The sequence below is a fragment of the Tenacibaculum lutimaris genome, from assembly GCF_003610735.1.
Classification (GTDB): Bacteria; Bacteroidota; Bacteroidia; order Flavobacteriales; family Flavobacteriaceae; genus Polaribacter; species Polaribacter lutimaris.
In genome coordinates, this window is record NZ_RAQM01000006.1 from 248,401 (window position 1) to 265,149 (window position 16,749).

Genomic DNA, 16,749 nt, shown 5'->3' on the forward strand with positions numbered 1-16,749 from the left:
TTTAAAAGAGCTCTCCTTGACTACTTCCTTTAATTCTACCTAAATGTTTATATGCCAAATCGGTTACTTCTCTTCCTCTTGGCGTACGCATAATAAACCCTTGTTGAATTAAAAAAGGTTCATACACTTCTTCTATTGTTTCTGAATTTTCTGCAACAGCTGTAGCTAAGGTGGTAATTCCTACTGGACCACCTTTGAACTTATCAATAATCGTAGATAGTATTTTATTATCCATTTCATCTAGCCCATGCGCATCTACATTTAAGGCTTTTAGCGCATATCTAGCTATTTCAATAGTTATGGTGCCATCTCCTTTTATTTGTGCAAAATCACGTACTCTACGCAATAATGCATTGGCTATACGTGGTGTTCCTCTACTTCTTCCTGCAATCTCAATAGCAGCTTCCATAGAAATTGGTACTTTTAATATAAAGGCACTTCGTTGGATGATGTTTGTTAACAGTTCAGTTGAGTAGTAATGCAATCGGCTACTGATTCCAAAACGGGCTCTCATTGGTGCCGTAAGCAATCCTGATCGTGTTGTAGCTCCAACTAAAGTAAACGGTTCTAAATTGATTTGTACTGTACGCGCATTAGGCCCAGATTCAATCATAATATCGATTTTATAATCTTCCATAGCCGAATACAAATATTCTTCTACTACAGGGCTTAATCGATGGATTTCATCTATAAAAAGCACATCTCGTTCATCTAAGTTAGTTAGTAACCCTGCTAGGTCTCCTGGTTTATCTAAAACAGGACCTGACGTAACTTTAATTCCTACTCCTAACTCATTCGCTAAAATGTGTGCTAAAGTCGTTTTTCCTAATCCTGGAGGGCCATGAAATAAAGCATGATCTAACGCTTCATCTCGTTGATTCGCTGCTTCAACAAAAATCTTAAGATTTTCTATTGCCTGATCTTGACCTGTAAAATCATCAAATGACAGTGGACGTAGCTTTTTTTCAACGTCTAATTCTTCATTAGAATAATGTTTATTTTCAGGGTTTAGGTTTTCATTCATATAGTTGCAAATATACTTGAAATAAAACGGTTGTTTTGTAATATATGTTACTTAGCTCTTTACTATGCTAAGATACGTATTATAAGGATTTCTTATGCTTATAAAAATAAAAAGCCTCCCAAAATTGGGAGGCTTTTTATTTTTTACTTTTTATTAAGATGGCTCTTCTCCATCTAATAATGGTACTGTTTGCGGCACGAAATCTTTTCCGTGAACATACTCACCATTTTCATCTGTTTTACTGTAATCGTAAGCCCATCTGTGAACTTCAGGAATTTCTCCTGGCCAGTTTCCGTGGATATGCTCTACAGGAGTAGTCCACTCTAATGTATTTGCATTCCAAGGGTTTTGCGTAGCTTTTTGACCTCTGTACATAGAGATGAAGAAGTTAGCAATAAAGATTAACTGAGCAGCTCCACCAATAATTGCCATGATAGTCATGAATACGTTGATATCTGCTAAGTCATCAAACATTGGGAAACTTGTATTTGTATAGTAACGACGTGGTAAACCAGCTAAACCAATAAAGTGCATTGGGAAGAATACTCCATAAGCTGTAATAATCGTTAACCAGAAGTGCCAGTAACCTAATGTTTTATTCATCATTCTACCATACATTTTAGGGAACCAGTGGTAAACACCAGCAAACATTCCTAATAAGGCAGATACACCCATTACTAAGTGGAAGTGAGCTACTACGAAATATGTATCGTGTACGTTGATATCTAATGCTGAATCTCCTAATACTAATCCTGTTAAACCTCCTGTTACGAATGTAGAAACTAATCCTATAGAGAACATCATTGCAGGATTTAACTGTAGATTACCTTTCCATAACGTAGTAACGTAGTTAAACGCTTTTACTGCTGATGGAATTGCAATTAATACTGTAGTAAAAGTAAATACTGATCCTAAGAATGGGTTCATTCCTGATACGAACATATGGTGACCCCATACGATTGTAGATAAGAATGCAATTGCCATAATAGATCCAACCATTGCACGGTATCCGAAGATAGGTTTACGTGCGTTAGTAGAAATTACTTCAGAACTAATACCTAATGCTGGTAATAAAATGATATATACCTCTGGGTGACCTAAGAACCAGAATAAGTGTTCAAATAATACTGGTGATCCTCCTTGGTAGTGTAATACTTCTCCAGAAATAAAGATATCTGATAAGTAAAAAGAAGTACCAAAGCTTCTATCAAAAATTAATAATAATGCTGCAGATAATAATACTGGGAATGAAATTACACCAATAATTGCTGTAATAAAGAAAGCCCACATTGTTAATGGCAATCTTGTCATTTTCATTCCTTTAGTACGTAAGTTTAAAACTGTTACGATATAGTTTAATGATCCTAGTAAAGATGAAGCAATGAAAATTGCCATAGATACTAACCATAATGTCATACCTGTACCTGAACCTGGAATTGCTTGTGGCAACGCAGATAATGGAGGATAAATTGTCCAACCTGCAGATGCTGGTCCTGCTTCAACAAACAATGAAATGATCATGATTACAGATGATAAGAAGAATAACCAGTATGATACCATGTTTAAGAATCCTGAAGCCATATCACGTGCTCCAATTTGTAACGGAATTAAAAGGTTAGAGAATGTACCACTTAAACCTGCCGTTAATACAAAGAATACCATGATTGTACCATGTATTGTAACTAACGCTAAGTACATATCTGGGTTCATAATTCCATCTGTTTGATGGTTACCTAAGAACGCTTCAACAATTGAAAACGACGTATCTGGCCATGCAATTTGTAAACGAAACAACATAGACATAAAACCTCCTATGATACCCATAAATATACCTGTAACTAGGTACTGCTTAGAGATCATTTTGTGATCTTGACTAAAGATATATTTAGTTACAAATGTTTCTTTGTGATGATGATCTGACATAATCTTTATATACTTTTAAAAAATACCTTATTTAATTACTTGAGCTAATGTTTTTTGTTCTGACAACCACTTGTTGTATTCCTCTTCTTCTACAACAGTAATTTTCATTTGCATATTGTAGTGAGACGCTCCACAAATTTTATTACATAATAATACATAATCAAACTCATATGGGTCTTCTCCTTTAGCTCTTCTAATTTTGTTAATTCCATCCGTTTTAGCAACTACTTCTGAATTCTGACGCATTTCAGCAGTTGTATACTTTGGTGTGAAAGCAAATTGAGTAACCATACCTGGAACACAGTTCATTTGCGCTCTAAAGTGAGGCATATAAGCAGAGTGTAATACGTCTTGTGAACGGAACTTGAATAATATCTTTTTACCTTTTGGTAAATACAATTCTGTTACTTGCTTATCGTCTTGTGCACTTGGGTCAGACATGTCTACACCCATAGTGTTAATTCCTTTGATAAAGTTTACATTACCAAGACCTAATTGGTTGTCTTCACCTGCATAACGAGCATCCCAACGGAATTGTTGAGAGTAAACCTCAATAACAATTGGGTTTTCATCGTCTCCAACATACATAATGTTGTTCCAAGCCCATAAACCGTATCCAATTAACAATACAATTGTTACTGCAGGAATTGTTGTCCAAATTAACTCTAATTTGTGGCTATCAGCATAAAATAATGCTTTGTTGTTTTTATTTCCTCTGTACTTATAAGTAAAGAAGAAAATTAAAAACTGCATTCCGAACTGAACGATTCCAATTAACCAAAATGTAATATTGAATAAGTTATCGTCATGCTCTCCTTCAACAGAAGCAGCTTCAGGTAACATGATTACATTCATTGCTATTAAGCAATAAATCATCATTGCATAAAGGAATGCTAGGAAAGCTAACGAGTATTTAGCTTGTTTTTCGTTGTCTTCATCTGTAGCAATTACAGAACGGAAATTCATTATACGAGTAATTTGCCAAAAACTTACTCCGATTGCAACTGCTATGAAAATATAAAATAAAGCGAGCATATTATCTAAACTATTTGTTTATTAATTCTTTTTAATTAATGATGATTACTATCTTCTCCTGTGTGTTCGATGTTGTAGTAATGATAGGTTTCACTTTCGTGTAAGTAAGGGTTTCCTTTTGGTACTGGATTAGCTTTAGCAAAAGCACTAAACGTAGCAAAGATGAATAATCCTGTAAAGAATAATAATCCGCTTATTTCACCAATTCCGAATCCCCATTGACCACCAACGGTTCCTGGCATAATCATTACAAATAAGTCAATATAGTGACCTGCTAAGATTACAACACCTCCTAAGATTACAAACCAAGGTCTGCTCTTAAAATCACTGTTGATTAATAATAATACTGGGAAAATAAAGTTCATTACAACCATTGCTAAGAATGGTACTTTATATTCGTTAAAACGTAATAAGAAATACGTTGTTTCTTCTGGCATATCTGCATACCAAATTAACATGAACTGAGCAAACCATAAGTATGTCCAGAATACTGAGAAACCAAACATAAACTTCGCTAAATCGTGAATATGACTATCGTTTACTAATGGTAATACTCCTTTTGAACGCAAGTAAATAGTTACCATAGCAATCACTGTTAAAGCTGATACTAAGAAAGTAGCTAATACATACCATCCAAATAATGTAGAGAACCAGTGTGGGTCAATACTCATAATCCAATCCCATGACGCCATACTTTCAGTAATCATAAAGAATACTAAGAAAATAACTGTAGCGTTGTAGTTTTTCTTGTGCTGTTTTAAATCACCATTATCTTGTGCTAAAGACCACTTTCTGATAAGGAAATAGTAAACATTCCAACCTGCTAAGTAGATAATACTTCTAATTAACCATCCTGGTGTATTTAAATACCATTTCTTACCGTCTACAATAGCATCGTAGTTTGGACTTGTAGGGTCGGTTACTCCTTCTCCCATCCAAGTAAATAAGTGGTTCATGTGCATTGCTGTTGCAATTAAGAAAACTAACATTACTAAACTTACATAATGTAAGTTAGAAGAGATAGCTTCCATTACTCTATGTAATACTACTGACCATCCTGCTTGAGCAACGATTTGAGATCCGTAAAAAGCTAATACTAATAACGTAATTCCTAAAGAGAATAATAAAGCTACATACATTGCAGACCATGGTCTGTTTTGCATTTGGTGTAAAGCATGTTCTGCGTGAGCATCTCCATGATCTTCACCGTGTGCTTCAGCTACTGCATGTGTTTCTTCTTTTGCTTCTGTGTGTGCTACTTCTTCCTTAACTTCAGCTTCATTAGCTTGAACATTTGTTGAATCTTGTGCTTGTTCTGCAACATTTACTACATGTTCTTCTGCTTGTGTTGCTGTGCTATCTGCTTGAGTTTCTTCAGTAACAACTTCTTCTACATGCTCTTCAACTTTAGCTTCCTCTACATGCTCCTCTTCTGCGTGAGTAGCTGTTGCTTCATGACCACCATGGTGAGCATCTTGTTTTGCTAAAATTTCTTTTGCGTCATCTAATGTTTTAGGTGCTGAAAAGAAACTATAACCTGTTCCTAAAAGTCCTACAGCCATTAAAACAATAGCTAGCATTTTTAATTTTCCTGAAAACTGGTACATATCTTAACTATCTATTATAGACTTATTTTAATTCGCTTCTTAATTTTTCTACGTATTGTACAACTTGCCAACGCTCGTTGTATTGTAATTGTGATGCGTGAGATCCCATTACTCCTTTACCATACATGATTACATGGTAAATATTTCCTGGAGTTAACTCTCTATCAGCGTAATTTGGGATACCGTTGAATTTATCTCTTTGAGATAATACTCCATTACCATCACCTTTTGTTCCGTGACAAGAAGCACAGTAAATATCGTATAACACCTTACCTTTTTCTAAGTTTACCTCAGTTGTTGGTAATGGGTTTTTTAATTCAGCTTTTGCTTTTTCATATCCATCGTTAGTATCAGGAATATCATAAGCTACTACACCGTTTCTGCTTACAGTACCTGCAACAGGTAATTTGTTAACCATTTTACCGTTTATCCCTTCTGCTCCATTTACGTTGTAAGGAACAGACTCATACATATCAGGCATGAATTGTACTTGTGGTTTACGTTTATCGTTACAAGAACTTAAGCTTGTTGCTACTACAGCTAAAGCGATAATTATTTTTAAACTCTTCATATCTCTTTATTAGTGCGTTTCTACTACGTTAATTTCTACAGCTCCTGTTGTTTCTAACAATGCCATTAACTCTTCTTCGTTTCCATGAACTGGAACTTCCATTAAGAAGTGATCATCTGTAGTTCTTGGATCTGGGTTTTCAGCTTCTTTAAATGGCCAAATTCTACTTCTCATATAAAAAGTAATTACCATTAAGTGTGCTGCAAAGAATACTGTTAATTCGAATAAAATTGGCACGAAAGCTGGCATGTTAGCAGCCCAAGAAAAGTTTGGTTTACCACCAATGTCTTGAGGCCAATCAGCAATCATAGTATACCATGTTAACCAAACTGCTACTGATAAACCTGTAATACCATATAAAAAAGCAGTAATTGCTAAACGTGTAGGAGCTAAGCCCATTGCTTTGTCTAACCCATGAACTGGGAATGGACAAAATACTTCTTCAATGTGATGATTTTCTGACTTTACTTTCTTAACGGCATCCATTAAGATATCATCATCATTATATAATGCGTGAATTACTTTATTAGTGCTCATTGTTCTCTTCTCTTGATTTTTTAAAATTCTCACCTGATGATTTCAAAATAGTCTTAATCTCTGCTGTAGGGATTACTGGGAAAGTTCTTGCATATAATAAGAATAATACAAAGAAGAACCCGATAGTTCCTATGAAGATACCTACGTCTACAAACGTTGGCTCAAAACGCCACCAAGTAGATGGTAATTGTCCTTTACTTAATACAATTGCGATAATATCAAAACGCTCAAACCACATACCGATATTAATTACAATCGAGATAATGAAAGACCAGATAAAACTTCTTCTGATTTTTTTAATCCATAATAACTGTGGTGTGAAAATGTTACAAATTAATAACGACCAGAATGCCCATCCATAAGCTCCTGCTTCTGCACCAAACGATAAGTATGTGTAATTTTCATAAGGAGACCCTGTATACCATGCAATGAAGAATTCTGTTGCATAAGCTACTGCTACGATACCTCCTGTTAAAATGATTACGATGTTCATATACTCTACGTGTAAACGTGTAATATATGCTTCCATGTTCGTAACCTTACGCATAATACCTAATAAGGTTTGTACCATTGCGAATCCTGAGAAGATCGCCCCTGCTACGAAATAAGGAGGGAAAATTGTTGAGTGCCATCCTGGATTGATAGAAGTTGCGAAGTCCATCGATACAATTGTGTGTACTGAAAGTACTAATGGAGTTGCTAAACCTGCTAATACTAACGACACTTCTTCAAAACGTTGCCAGTCTTTTGCTCTACCTGACCATCCGAAAGATAACAATGCATAAATTTTCTTTTGGAAAGGTTTAACAGCTCTATCACGAATCGTTGCAAAATCAGGTAATAAACCAGTCCACCAGAATACTAATGATACCGATAAATACGTAGAAATTGCGAATACATCCCATAATAATGGTGAGTTAAAGTTAACCCATAATGATCCGAATTGGTTAGGAATTGGTAATACCCAGTATCCGTTCCATGGACGTCCCATGTGGATAATTGGGAACAATCCTGCTTGGAATACCGCAAAGATTGTCATCGCTTCTGCAGAACGGTTAATTGCCATTCTCCATTTTTGACGGAATAATAATAATACGGCAGAGATAAGTGTACCGGCGTGACCAATACCTACCCACCATACGAAGTTGGTGATATCCCATGCCCAACCGATGTTTTTACTTAATCCCCAAACACCAATACCTGTTCCTACGGTGTAGAAGATACATCCAAATCCCCATAACATTGCTGCTAAGGAGATATAGAATGCTATATACCAATTTTTGTTTGCTTTCCCTTCAATAGGTCTAGCAATATCTTCAGTAATATCATGGTAACTCTTGTCACCAAGTATTAAAGGTTCTCTATAAGATGATTCGTAATGAGACGACATAAATCTATATACTTATTAATTTTACTATTAAGCTTCGTTTGTATTTCTTACTTTCACTTGATACACTACGTTTGGTTTTGTACCAATATAATCTAACACGTGGAAAGCTCTTTTATCTTCTTTTAACGCTGTAACTGTATCTTCAGAGTTGTTAATATCTCCAAATACCATAGCTCCAGTAGAACAAGCAGATGAACATGCTGTTTCAAACTCATCTTTGTTAACAGCTCTACCTTCTTTCTTAGCTTTTAAGATAGTAGCTTGCGTCATTTGGATACACATAGAACATTTTTCCATAACTCCACGAGAACGAACTACTACGTCTGGGTTTAATACCATTTTTCCGTATTCATTGTTCATATTGAAGTCAAACTCGTTGTTTTCAGCATAGTTAAACCAGTTGAAACGACGAACTCTATATGGACAGTTGTTTGCACAGTAACGAGTACCTACACAACGGTTATATGCCATTTGGTTTTGACCCTGACGACCGTGTGATGTTGCTGCTACTGGACATACTGTTTCACAAGGTGCGTGGTTACAGTGCTGACACATCATTGGTTGGAAAGCAACCTGAGGATTCTCAGCTGGGTTTTCTAAAGCATCAAATAAATCTCCCTTGCTTAATTCTAATACTTTTTCAGTATATCTTCTTTCAACTTCTTGGTTCGCTAAATTAGGATTCTGTGCTTTGAACTCTTCTAACGTCATTGTTGCTTCGTGTTGCTTATCAACAACAGTTGAAGAATAATAACGATCAATACGTAACCAAGCCATATCTCTACCAACTCTCATTTCATCTTTACCAACAACAGGAACGTTGTTTTCTGCGTGACATGCAATAACACAAGCCCCACATCCTGTACAAGATGTTAAGTCGATAGATAAGTTGAAGTGGTGTCCTAAACTTCTATCATGCTCATCCCATAAGTCGATTTTACTTCCTTCAACTTCTTGGTGATCGTAAGAAACCATAAATGGTTTGTTCCATGTATGTTTAGGGTCTAAACTCTTATCGTTTACTTCTTTTAATGAAGCTTCTTTTAAAATATCATGACGACCAGCTAAAGTACTTTGTACTTGCATACAAGCAAATTTGTGCCATCCTGAAGCTTTTTCAATAGAAACATTGAATTGTACGTTGTTTCCATTTTGGTAGAAAGGATATGCATTGATACCTACTTGCATCTCTGGTTTTAATCCTTGAGTTCTACCATAACCTAATGCTAAACCAATTGATCCTTTAGCTTGCCCTGGTTGAATGATTACTGGAATTTTATTAATTGTAACTCCATTAACCGTTACATTAGCATAGTTACCATTAATTGCTCCGTTATCTTTTACTGGATTCTCAAAACCTAACTCTTTGGCATCAGCCATAGACATAGTTAAGTAGTTATCCCAAGAAGCACGGGTAAGAGGATCTGGTAATTCTTGTAACCAAGGGTTGTTGGCTTGTTTACCATCTCCTAATGCAGTTGATGAATATAAGTTTAACTCAAATCCTGATGCGCTGTTAGCAGATCTTACTAATCCTACTGCTGCAGCATTTACATCTACTGTAGATTCAAAAGTAGTTGCTTCTGCAATAGTTGTAGCTTTAAAGAATCCATCATGTAATGCTTGATTCCATGAAGCTCCTCCTAAAACATTAGTACTCCAAAATTCTTTTAAAGTATCATAGTAATTTACAGTACTACCTGTCCACTTTAATAACACATCTTGTAACTGACGTGTATTAAATAATGGTTGAATAGTAGGCTGCATTAAACTATAAACACCTTCTTTCGCCATAACATCTCCCCAACTTTCTAAGTTATGAGGTGCTGGCAATGTATATTGTGTAGCATTAGCTGTTGCATCATTCTGAGTAGATAAAGCAACAGATAATTTTAAGTTTTTAATTCCTTCTGCAAAATCAGCGGCATTAGCTAAAGAGTAAACTGGGTTTACGTTGTAAGTAACTAAACCTTTTACTTTTCCTGCTTTAATATCTGCTACTAATTGTGCAACTTCAGTATCGTTACCTTGGCGAGTTAAGTTTACCGCTTGTGTATCGATTACTTGACTGTTTAATGCTTTGTTAATTGCTAAAGCAATTAATTGTGCATTTTTATCATTTAACCCAGTAACTACAACTCCTTTTGAACCTGCTTTTTTAAGATCATTAGCTAATTGCTTAACTTCTGCATCAAAAACGGTTGCTTTAGAAGGAAGACTACTTCCTGTTACTGCATTATATAAATTGATTAAAGCGAAAATTTGTTCAGATGGCTTAGCAACAATTCTTTTATCGGCACTAGCACCTGTTAAAGACATGTTACTTTCAATTTGAACGTGGTAAGACATTTTACCTGTTGCTACTCTACGACCATCTGCATAAGATTTCTCATATCCACCTTGCCAATCCCCTAAGAAATCTGCTCCGATAGATGCGATAACTCCTGCTTTGCTAAAATCGTAGTCTGGTAAAGCTCTTTTACCATACATAGCTTCAAAGGCATCAGCTGTAGCACTTTCAGAAATTGCATCATATACTACATGCTTAACGTTTGGATAAGCTGCAATAAAATCTGCAATAACTTTATCAGTAGAAGGACTTGCTAAAGTTCCTGTTAATAACACTACTGGTTCGTTAGCGTTCTTTAACTCGTTTAACTTAGCCACGATTTCTTTATCAGCATCAGCCCAAGAAATTTCAGTTTCACCTTTTCTTGGTTCTCTTAATCGTAATTTACCATCGTATAATGATAAAACCGATGCTTGCGTACGTGCGTTGGTTACTCCTCCTGCCTCTTTGTTAGGCATGATTTGAATTGGACGCCCTTCACGTGTTTTTACTAATACGTTTGCGAAATCAAAACCGTCTGCGATTGTAGTTGCGTACCAATCAGCAACACCTACTACGATATCATTAGGTTGCACTACATAAGGAATTGATTTTCTTACTGGACCTTCACAAGCCGCTAAAGAAGCTGCTGCTGTGGTAAATCCAACATATTTCAAGAAATCTCTACGCGATGTTGATGAAGTTTCTAAGGTCTCTTTATCACCTAAAAACTCATCTGTAGGGATATCTTGTACAAACTCATTATTACGTAGCGTTTCAACAATAGAACTTCCTTTAAGTTCCTCAACACTTTGCCAGTATTTTTTGTCTGAAGCCATTTATATATGTGTTTTTCTACTTTCTAATTTGATTAATAGTGGCACTTACCACACTCTTTTCCTCCTAATTGTGCAATTGTTACTTGCTCAACACCGTACTTTTTAGCTAAATCTTCATGAATCTTAGCATAGTACTCATTACCTTTTAAGTCTACCTTAGTATCCTTATGACAGTCGATACACCAACCCATTGTTAATGGAGAATGTTGATATACTTCTTCCATTTCTTCTACTGGTCCGTGACATTTTTGACAAGCAACTCCACCTACTGTTACGTGTTGTGAGTGGTTAAAATATGCAAAATCTGGTAAATTATGAACTCTAACCCATTTTATTGGCTTAGTATTACCTGTGTACTCTAATTTATCAGGATCCCACCCAGCAGCTTCGTAAATCTTAGCGATTTCTTTATCTAAATCTGCTTTTACTAAGGTATGATCATCCATTACAACTTTAGTGTCATCTGCTACTTCTGAAATATTTTTATGACAGTTCATACAAACATTTACTGAAGGAATTCCAGATGTTTTACTATGTTTAGCAGAAGAGTGACAGTACTGACAGTCAATCTTATTATCTCCTGCGTGAATTTTATGTGAAAATGCGATTGGTTGAATTGGCTGATAACCTGTATCAACACCTACTTTAAACAACGTACCGAATAAGAAGTATGCCGCCACTAAAGCACCAAAAATTACCGTTAATACTTTTAAGAATGTATTGCGCTTAATTCCTTCCCATAATTCAGCAGTTTGCCCCATTAAACCTGGAGTTTTCGGAGCTCCTTTTAATTCACTAATAGTCTTTAATAAACTACCAATAATTAAAAATGCCACAACGATTGCTGCTGCTAATATATAGATTAGCCATTGAGGAGCTTGATCTCCTTGAGGTTGACCAGCAACTTCTGCACCTGCAGCAGGAGCCTTCTTCAACTCACCAACAGTTGTATAGTACAAAATATCATCAACGTTCTGATCAGTTAACTGAGGGAATGCGTTCATACTAGAACCGTTATATTCCTCAAAAATCGCAATAGCATCTTTATCTCCAGAAGCTCTTAAAGCAGCATTATCTTTAATCCATGCTTTTAACCACTCATTGGTTCTTTTGTCTTCAATACCAGCTAAAGCAGGCCCTACAAGTTTTTTATCTAATTTGTGACAAGATGCACAAAGAGACTTAAATAATTTTTTTCCTTCTTTTTGACGCGCTTCGTCTACATCTTGCGAGAACGCCGAAAAACTTACTAAGAAAACTAAAAAGAAAGCTAAACTCCTTACTAGAGTTTTGGTTAACCGACTGTGATGATTCACACTTTTCATACTATAAAATATAAGTTTTGTATCTATTTTGGTACAATTTTTTCTGTACAACTAATTTTAATTTAGCACACAGAAAGTTGCACAAAAGTACTACTTCTGTCTAAATTGTGAAATGCAAAGAGATTGCTTATTTGCAATTTATAACAATTCTAAATAATGAACATTAACAATCTATTAACGGACAAGTCGTTACTTTTGTAAAAAGATTCAAAAATGAAGAATAGTAGTTTAATAATAACACTTATATTTCTATTATCAGCTGGTGTTTTTAGCGTAAATGCACAATCTAAATATGCTGACAACAAAAACATTAACTCTTTAATAGAAAAAAAGAGAGCTTACAATAAGCACAACGGAACTGGTTATAGAATACAATTATACAATGGTCAGGAAGGACGCGCTAGAAGCTTACGAAATAGATTTCAGGTTGAGTATCCTGGTATATATACCAAACTAACATATTCTGCTCCTGAATGGAAAATACAAGTTGGAAACTATAAAACTCGTTTACATGCAGACAGAGCTTTAAATGAAATTCGCGAGAAATTCTCTGGAGCCATTGTTGTTCCTATGTAAAACAACGCTTAAATAAATAAAAAAAAAGAGTGATCGTTTGATCACTCTTTTTTTTATAACTAATACCTACTTATTAATAAGCTCTAGCATCGCTTCCTTCATAAAAATTGATGAATGCTTGGTTTACCACTCTATGTCCACCATCAGTAGGATAATCTCCTGTAAAATACCAGTCTCCTAAATTATCAGGGCATGCCTTATGTAATTCACTAACTGGCTGGAAGATCACTTCTACTTGAGCTTTAATTTCTTCAGTTTTTAACATCTGAGCAATCTTTGCTGAAACCTCTTCATCAGTAAAAGGTGCATAAATTTCTTTTACGTAGTTCACCACGTCTTTATCCTCACTATTTTCTTGTTGCTTACACTTTTGATACACTTCGTCAACAATATGATATTGATCCGTTTCTTTTAACAATTCTAAAGCAGCTTTGAATGCAATAAAATCATTAATCTTAGCCATATCAATACCATAACAGTCTGGGTAACGAATTTGAGGCGCTGATGAAACCACTACAATCTTCTTTGGATTCAATCTATCTAATATCTTGATGATACTTTTCTTTAATGTAGTTCCTCTTACAATACTATCATCAATAATAACCAAGTTATCAGTTGGTTTTACAACCCCATAAGTAACATCATACACGTGTGCTACTAAATCATCACGACTACTATCATCAGTAATGAAAGTACGAAGTTTTGCATCTTTAATAGCTATCTTTTCAAAACGTGGTCTTTTAGATAGAATTTCAATTACCTTTTCTTTTGATAATTTTCCTTCACCAGCTAAAATAGCATCAGTTTTTTGTTGATTTAACACATCTTCCGCCGCTTCCATCATTCCGAAGAAAGAAGTTTCAGCTGTGTTTGGAATGTATGAAAATACTGAATTTTCTATATCACTATCAATAGACTTTAAAACTTCAGGAAACACATATTTTCCTAAATTCTTACGTTCTTCATAAATCGAAGCATCACTACCTCTTGAAAAATAAATACGCTCAAATGAACATGCTTTTTTAGGACGCTGCTCTAAAATTGGAGACATGCTTGTTTGACCATTTTTCTTAATAATTAACGCGTGACCTCTTTCAATTTCTTTTATTGAATCGATATCTACATTAAAAGTTGTTTGGATTACTGGGCGTTCAGAAGCTACAACTACCACTTCTTCATCTTCATAAAAGAAAGCTGGACGAATAGCTGATGGATCTCTCAACACAAAGGCATCTCCATGCCCTAACATACCCGCCATAGCATAACCTCCATCCCAATTTTTGGCTGAACGTTTTAAAATACGTTGAATATCTAAATGTTCTTCAATGTAAGGAGAAGCATCTTTTTTATTAAACCCTTCCTCTTTTGCTTTTAGGTACAAATCAGAAACTTCTGATTGTAAAAAGTGTCCTATTTTTTCTAAAATAGTAACCGTATCTGTAGACTCTTTAGGGTGCTGTCCTAACTCTATTAAATCATTTAATAACTGTTTAGAGTTCGTCATATTAAAGTTACCTGCAACAATTAAGCTTTGGTGCTTCCAGTTACTTTGACGTAAAAATGGATGAACATTTTCGATAGAATTCCCACCAAAGGTACCGTAACGAACATGCCCCAAAAATAAATTACCTAAATAAGGTACATTTTCTTCTTGCCAATTAACGTCATCAACTTTATCTGGATTTTCTTCAAAAACCCCGTTGATTCTTTTATTAATCTTACCAAAAATATCTTGAATAGGTTGCGATTCATTTGATCGAACTCTACTTATATACCTTGTTCCTGGCTCTACATTAAATTTAATACTTGCTAATCCAGCTCCATCTTGACCTCTGTTGTGCTGTTTTTCCATTAACAAATACATTTTGTTTACACCATAAAACGCGGTACCGTATTTATCTTTATAATATTGTAATGGTTTTTTTAATCGAACCATTGCAATTCCGCATTCATGTTTAATAGCGTCACTCATTTAATTTCAAGTATTTAGTTGTGTTGTGGTTTTGTGTGTTGTATAAAAAAATCCGCACCAAAAAGCGCGGATTTATTGTTATGATAGTTCAATATCAAATTGTGTTAATTCTTTAAAAGCTTGTAAACGTGTTTGCACTTCTTGGTTTGTTAGCTCTTCCATACGTTCTGTTCCAAATTTTTCAACACAGAACGATGCTAAGTTAGATCCGTAGATAATAGCACTCTTCATATTTTCAAAAGAGATATCTTCAGTCTTCGCTAAATATCCACAGAAACCTCCAGCAAACGTATCTCCTGCTCCTGTTGGGTCAAACACTTCTGCTAATGGTAATGCTGGCGCAAAGAACATGTTACCTTCATTAAATAATAAAGCTCCGTGCTCTCCTTTTTTAATCACTACATATTTTGGCCCCATTTCATGGATTTTTTGAGCTGCATTAACTAATGAATACTCTCCACTTAACTGACGAGCTTCTTCATCATTAATTGTGATTACGTCTACACGTTTCAATACTTCGTACAAATCGTTTAAAGCGATGTCCATCCAAAAGTTCATAGTATCTAATACTACTAATTTTGGGCGCTCATTCATCTGATCTAATACAGATGCTTGAGTTAATGGATGTAAATTCCCTAACATTACTATAGGTGCATCTTTAAAAGACTCTGGTACTACAGGTTGAAAATGCTCTAACACATTTAATTCGGTAACCAAAGTATCGCGAGAATTCATATCGTTGTGATATTTCCCACTCCAAAAGAAAGTTTTTCCTTCTTTTACGATTTCAACTCCGTCGGTATTAATTCCTTTGTTGTTCATCATATCTATATATGACTGAGGAAAATCTCCTCCAACAACAGAAACTACTCCTGTCTTTACTCCAAACTGTGAAGCTGCTAATCCTACAAACGTACCTGATCCTCCTAAAATCTTATCTGTCTTTCCGAAAGGTGTTTCAATAGCGTCAAATGCTACCGTACCTACTGCTAATAATTTACTCATAACTCTACCTAATCTTCTGTACTAGAAGAAATGTTTCTTTTCTTTTTGCCTTAACAAATTAAGACTTAAAGTTTTACTAATTATATGTATTAAGACACAAACTGTCATGTTAACTGCCTTTTTTGTCGTAATTTTGCCCCTTTAATTAAAAACGGTCTTTTTGACTTTGCAAAAATAGTTTTAAAAAATGACTATCAAAGAAATACAAGAAGAAATTATTGATGAGTTTTCAATGTTTGAAGACTGGATGGAACGTTACGAATACATCATAGAATTAGGGAAATCATTACCATTAATAGATGAAGCTTACAAATTAGATGAAAATTTGATAAAAGGCTGTCAATCAAAAGTATGGCTACATTCTGAATTAAAAGGTGATACTATCGAATTTACTGCAGATAGCGACGCTATTTTAACCAAAGGAATTGTGGCTTTATTATTGAGGGTATTTTCAAACCAAACACCAAAAGCTATTTTAGAGGCTGATACTAATTTTATTGATGAAATTGGGCTCAAAGAGCATTTAAGTCCGACCAGAGCTAACGGATTAGTATCAATGGTAAAACAAATAAAAATGTATGCGATTGCACAGCAAAGTAAGTTAGCTAATTAGAAA

At 35.0% G+C, this 16,749-nt stretch carries 13 protein-coding genes; 2 read left to right on the forward strand and 11 right to left on the reverse strand.

Annotated elements, in window-relative coordinates; all coding sequences use genetic code 11:
- Window position 1: 1 nt before the first annotated feature.
- The 9 genes from ruvB to C8N26_RS01220 all read right to left on the reverse strand — a co-directional run bounded on the left by ruvB (window position 2) and on the right by C8N26_RS01220 (window position 12,580).
- Complete coding sequence (gene ruvB, locus C8N26_RS01180) at window positions 2-1,024, reverse strand: Holliday junction branch migration DNA helicase RuvB (protein WP_120185687.1); 1,023 nt, start codon at window positions 1,022-1,024, stop codon at window positions 2-4.
- Between the two features lie 153 nt (window positions 1,025-1,177).
- Entirely contained in the window at window positions 1,178-2,947 is a 1,770-nt protein-coding gene (locus C8N26_RS01185) for a cytochrome c oxidase subunit I (protein WP_028891346.1), read from the reverse strand.
- A gap of 27 nt (window positions 2,948-2,974) precedes the next feature.
- Complete coding sequence (locus C8N26_RS01190) at window positions 2,975-3,982, reverse strand: cytochrome c oxidase subunit II (RefSeq protein ID WP_120185688.1); 1,008 nt, start codon at window positions 3,980-3,982, stop codon at window positions 2,975-2,977.
- Between the two features lie 35 nt (window positions 3,983-4,017).
- Complete coding sequence (locus C8N26_RS01195) at window positions 4,018-5,589, reverse strand: quinol:cytochrome C oxidoreductase (RefSeq protein WP_120185689.1); 1,572 nt, start codon at window positions 5,587-5,589, stop codon at window positions 4,018-4,020.
- A 22-nt stretch (window positions 5,590-5,611) separates the two neighbouring features.
- Window positions 5,612-6,160 carry a c-type cytochrome gene (locus C8N26_RS01200; RefSeq protein ID WP_211327775.1) on the reverse strand — a complete coding sequence of 183 codons (549 nt, stop codon included), beginning with the start codon at window positions 6,158-6,160 and terminating at the stop codon, window positions 5,612-5,614.
- A 9-nt stretch (window positions 6,161-6,169) separates the two neighbouring features.
- Window positions 6,170-6,697: a DUF3341 domain-containing protein gene (locus C8N26_RS01205; protein WP_120185690.1), complete on the reverse strand. Its 528-nt coding sequence runs from the start codon at window positions 6,695-6,697 to the stop codon at window positions 6,170-6,172.
- A complete protein-coding gene (gene nrfD, locus C8N26_RS01210; RefSeq protein ID WP_028891351.1) occupies window positions 6,687-8,087 on the reverse strand; it encodes an NrfD/PsrC family molybdoenzyme membrane anchor subunit in 1,401 nt (466 codons plus the stop codon). The genes C8N26_RS01205 and nrfD overlap by 11 nt, the downstream gene beginning before the upstream one ends.
- A gap of 27 nt (window positions 8,088-8,114) precedes the next feature.
- Window positions 8,115-11,255 carry a TAT-variant-translocated molybdopterin oxidoreductase gene (locus tag C8N26_RS01215; protein WP_120185691.1) on the reverse strand — a complete coding sequence of 1,047 codons (3,141 nt, stop codon included), beginning with the start codon at window positions 11,253-11,255 and terminating at the stop codon, window positions 8,115-8,117.
- Window positions 11,256-11,287: 32 nt separating this feature from the next.
- Window positions 11,288-12,580, reverse strand: coding sequence for a c-type cytochrome (locus C8N26_RS01220; RefSeq protein WP_120185692.1), 1,293 nt, complete (start codon window positions 12,578-12,580; stop codon window positions 11,288-11,290).
- Window positions 12,581-12,793: 213 nt separating this feature from the next.
- Here C8N26_RS01220 and C8N26_RS01225 point away from each other — a divergent pair, with 213 nt between their 5' ends.
- On the forward strand, window positions 12,794-13,156 hold the full coding sequence (locus C8N26_RS01225) for an SPOR domain-containing protein (RefSeq protein ID WP_120185693.1): 363 nt from the start codon (window positions 12,794-12,796) through the stop codon (window positions 13,154-13,156).
- Window positions 13,157-13,229: 73 nt separating this feature from the next.
- Here C8N26_RS01225 and C8N26_RS01230 read toward each other — a convergent pair whose 3' ends face one another.
- Together C8N26_RS01230 and C8N26_RS01235 are read right to left on the reverse strand one after the other, a co-directional pair.
- Window positions 13,230-15,128 (reverse strand): amidophosphoribosyltransferase, encoded by a 1,899-nt coding sequence (locus tag C8N26_RS01230; protein WP_120185694.1) that lies wholly within the window; start codon window positions 15,126-15,128, stop codon window positions 13,230-13,232.
- 78 nt (window positions 15,129-15,206) lie between these two features.
- A complete protein-coding gene (locus tag C8N26_RS01235; protein ID WP_120185695.1) occupies window positions 15,207-16,133 on the reverse strand; it encodes a PfkB family carbohydrate kinase in 927 nt (308 codons plus the stop codon).
- Between the two features lie 187 nt (window positions 16,134-16,320).
- Here C8N26_RS01235 and C8N26_RS01240 point away from each other — a divergent pair, with 187 nt between their 5' ends.
- Window positions 16,321-16,746: a SufE family protein gene (locus C8N26_RS01240; protein WP_120185696.1), complete on the forward strand. Its 426-nt coding sequence runs from the start codon at window positions 16,321-16,323 to the stop codon at window positions 16,744-16,746.
- Window positions 16,747-16,749 lie beyond the last annotated feature (3 nt).

What these genes read in the sequence shown, in the direction of transcription:
- C8N26_RS01235 (WP_120185695.1), bottom strand. Translation starts at nt 16,133, where the DNA reads ATGAGTAAATTATTAGCAGTAGGTACGGTAGCATTTGACGCTATTGAA.
- ruvB (WP_120185687.1), bottom strand. Translation starts at nt 1,024, where the DNA reads ATGAATGAAAACCTAAACCCTGAAAATAAACATTATTCTAATGAAGAA.
- C8N26_RS01215 (WP_120185691.1), bottom strand. Translation starts at nt 11,255, where the DNA reads ATGGCTTCAGACAAAAAATACTGGCAAAGTGTTGAGGAACTTAAAGGA.
- C8N26_RS01225 (WP_120185693.1), top strand. Translation starts at nt 12,794, where the DNA reads ATGAAGAATAGTAGTTTAATAATAACACTTATATTTCTATTATCAGCT.
- C8N26_RS01205 (WP_120185690.1), bottom strand. Translation starts at nt 6,697, where the DNA reads ATGAGCACTAATAAAGTAATTCACGCATTATATAATGATGATGATATC.
- C8N26_RS01220 (WP_120185692.1), bottom strand. Translation starts at nt 12,580, where the DNA reads ATGAAAAGTGTGAATCATCACAGTCGGTTAACCAAAACTCTAGTAAGG.
- C8N26_RS01240 (WP_120185696.1), top strand. Translation starts at nt 16,321, where the DNA reads ATGACTATCAAAGAAATACAAGAAGAAATTATTGATGAGTTTTCAATG.
- C8N26_RS01230 (WP_120185694.1), bottom strand. Translation starts at nt 15,128, where the DNA reads ATGAGTGACGCTATTAAACATGAATGCGGAATTGCAATGGTTCGATTA.
- nrfD (WP_028891351.1), bottom strand. Translation starts at nt 8,087, where the DNA reads ATGTCGTCTCATTACGAATCATCTTATAGAGAACCTTTAATACTTGGT.
- C8N26_RS01200 (WP_211327775.1), bottom strand. Translation starts at nt 6,160, where the DNA reads ATGAAGAGTTTAAAAATAATTATCGCTTTAGCTGTAGTAGCAACAAGC.
- C8N26_RS01185 (WP_028891346.1), bottom strand. Translation starts at nt 2,947, where the DNA reads ATGTCAGATCATCATCACAAAGAAACATTTGTAACTAAATATATCTTT.
- C8N26_RS01195 (WP_120185689.1), bottom strand. Translation starts at nt 5,589, where the DNA reads ATGTACCAGTTTTCAGGAAAATTAAAAATGCTAGCTATTGTTTTAATG.
- C8N26_RS01190 (WP_120185688.1), bottom strand. Translation starts at nt 3,982, where the DNA reads ATGCTCGCTTTATTTTATATTTTCATAGCAGTTGCAATCGGAGTAAGT.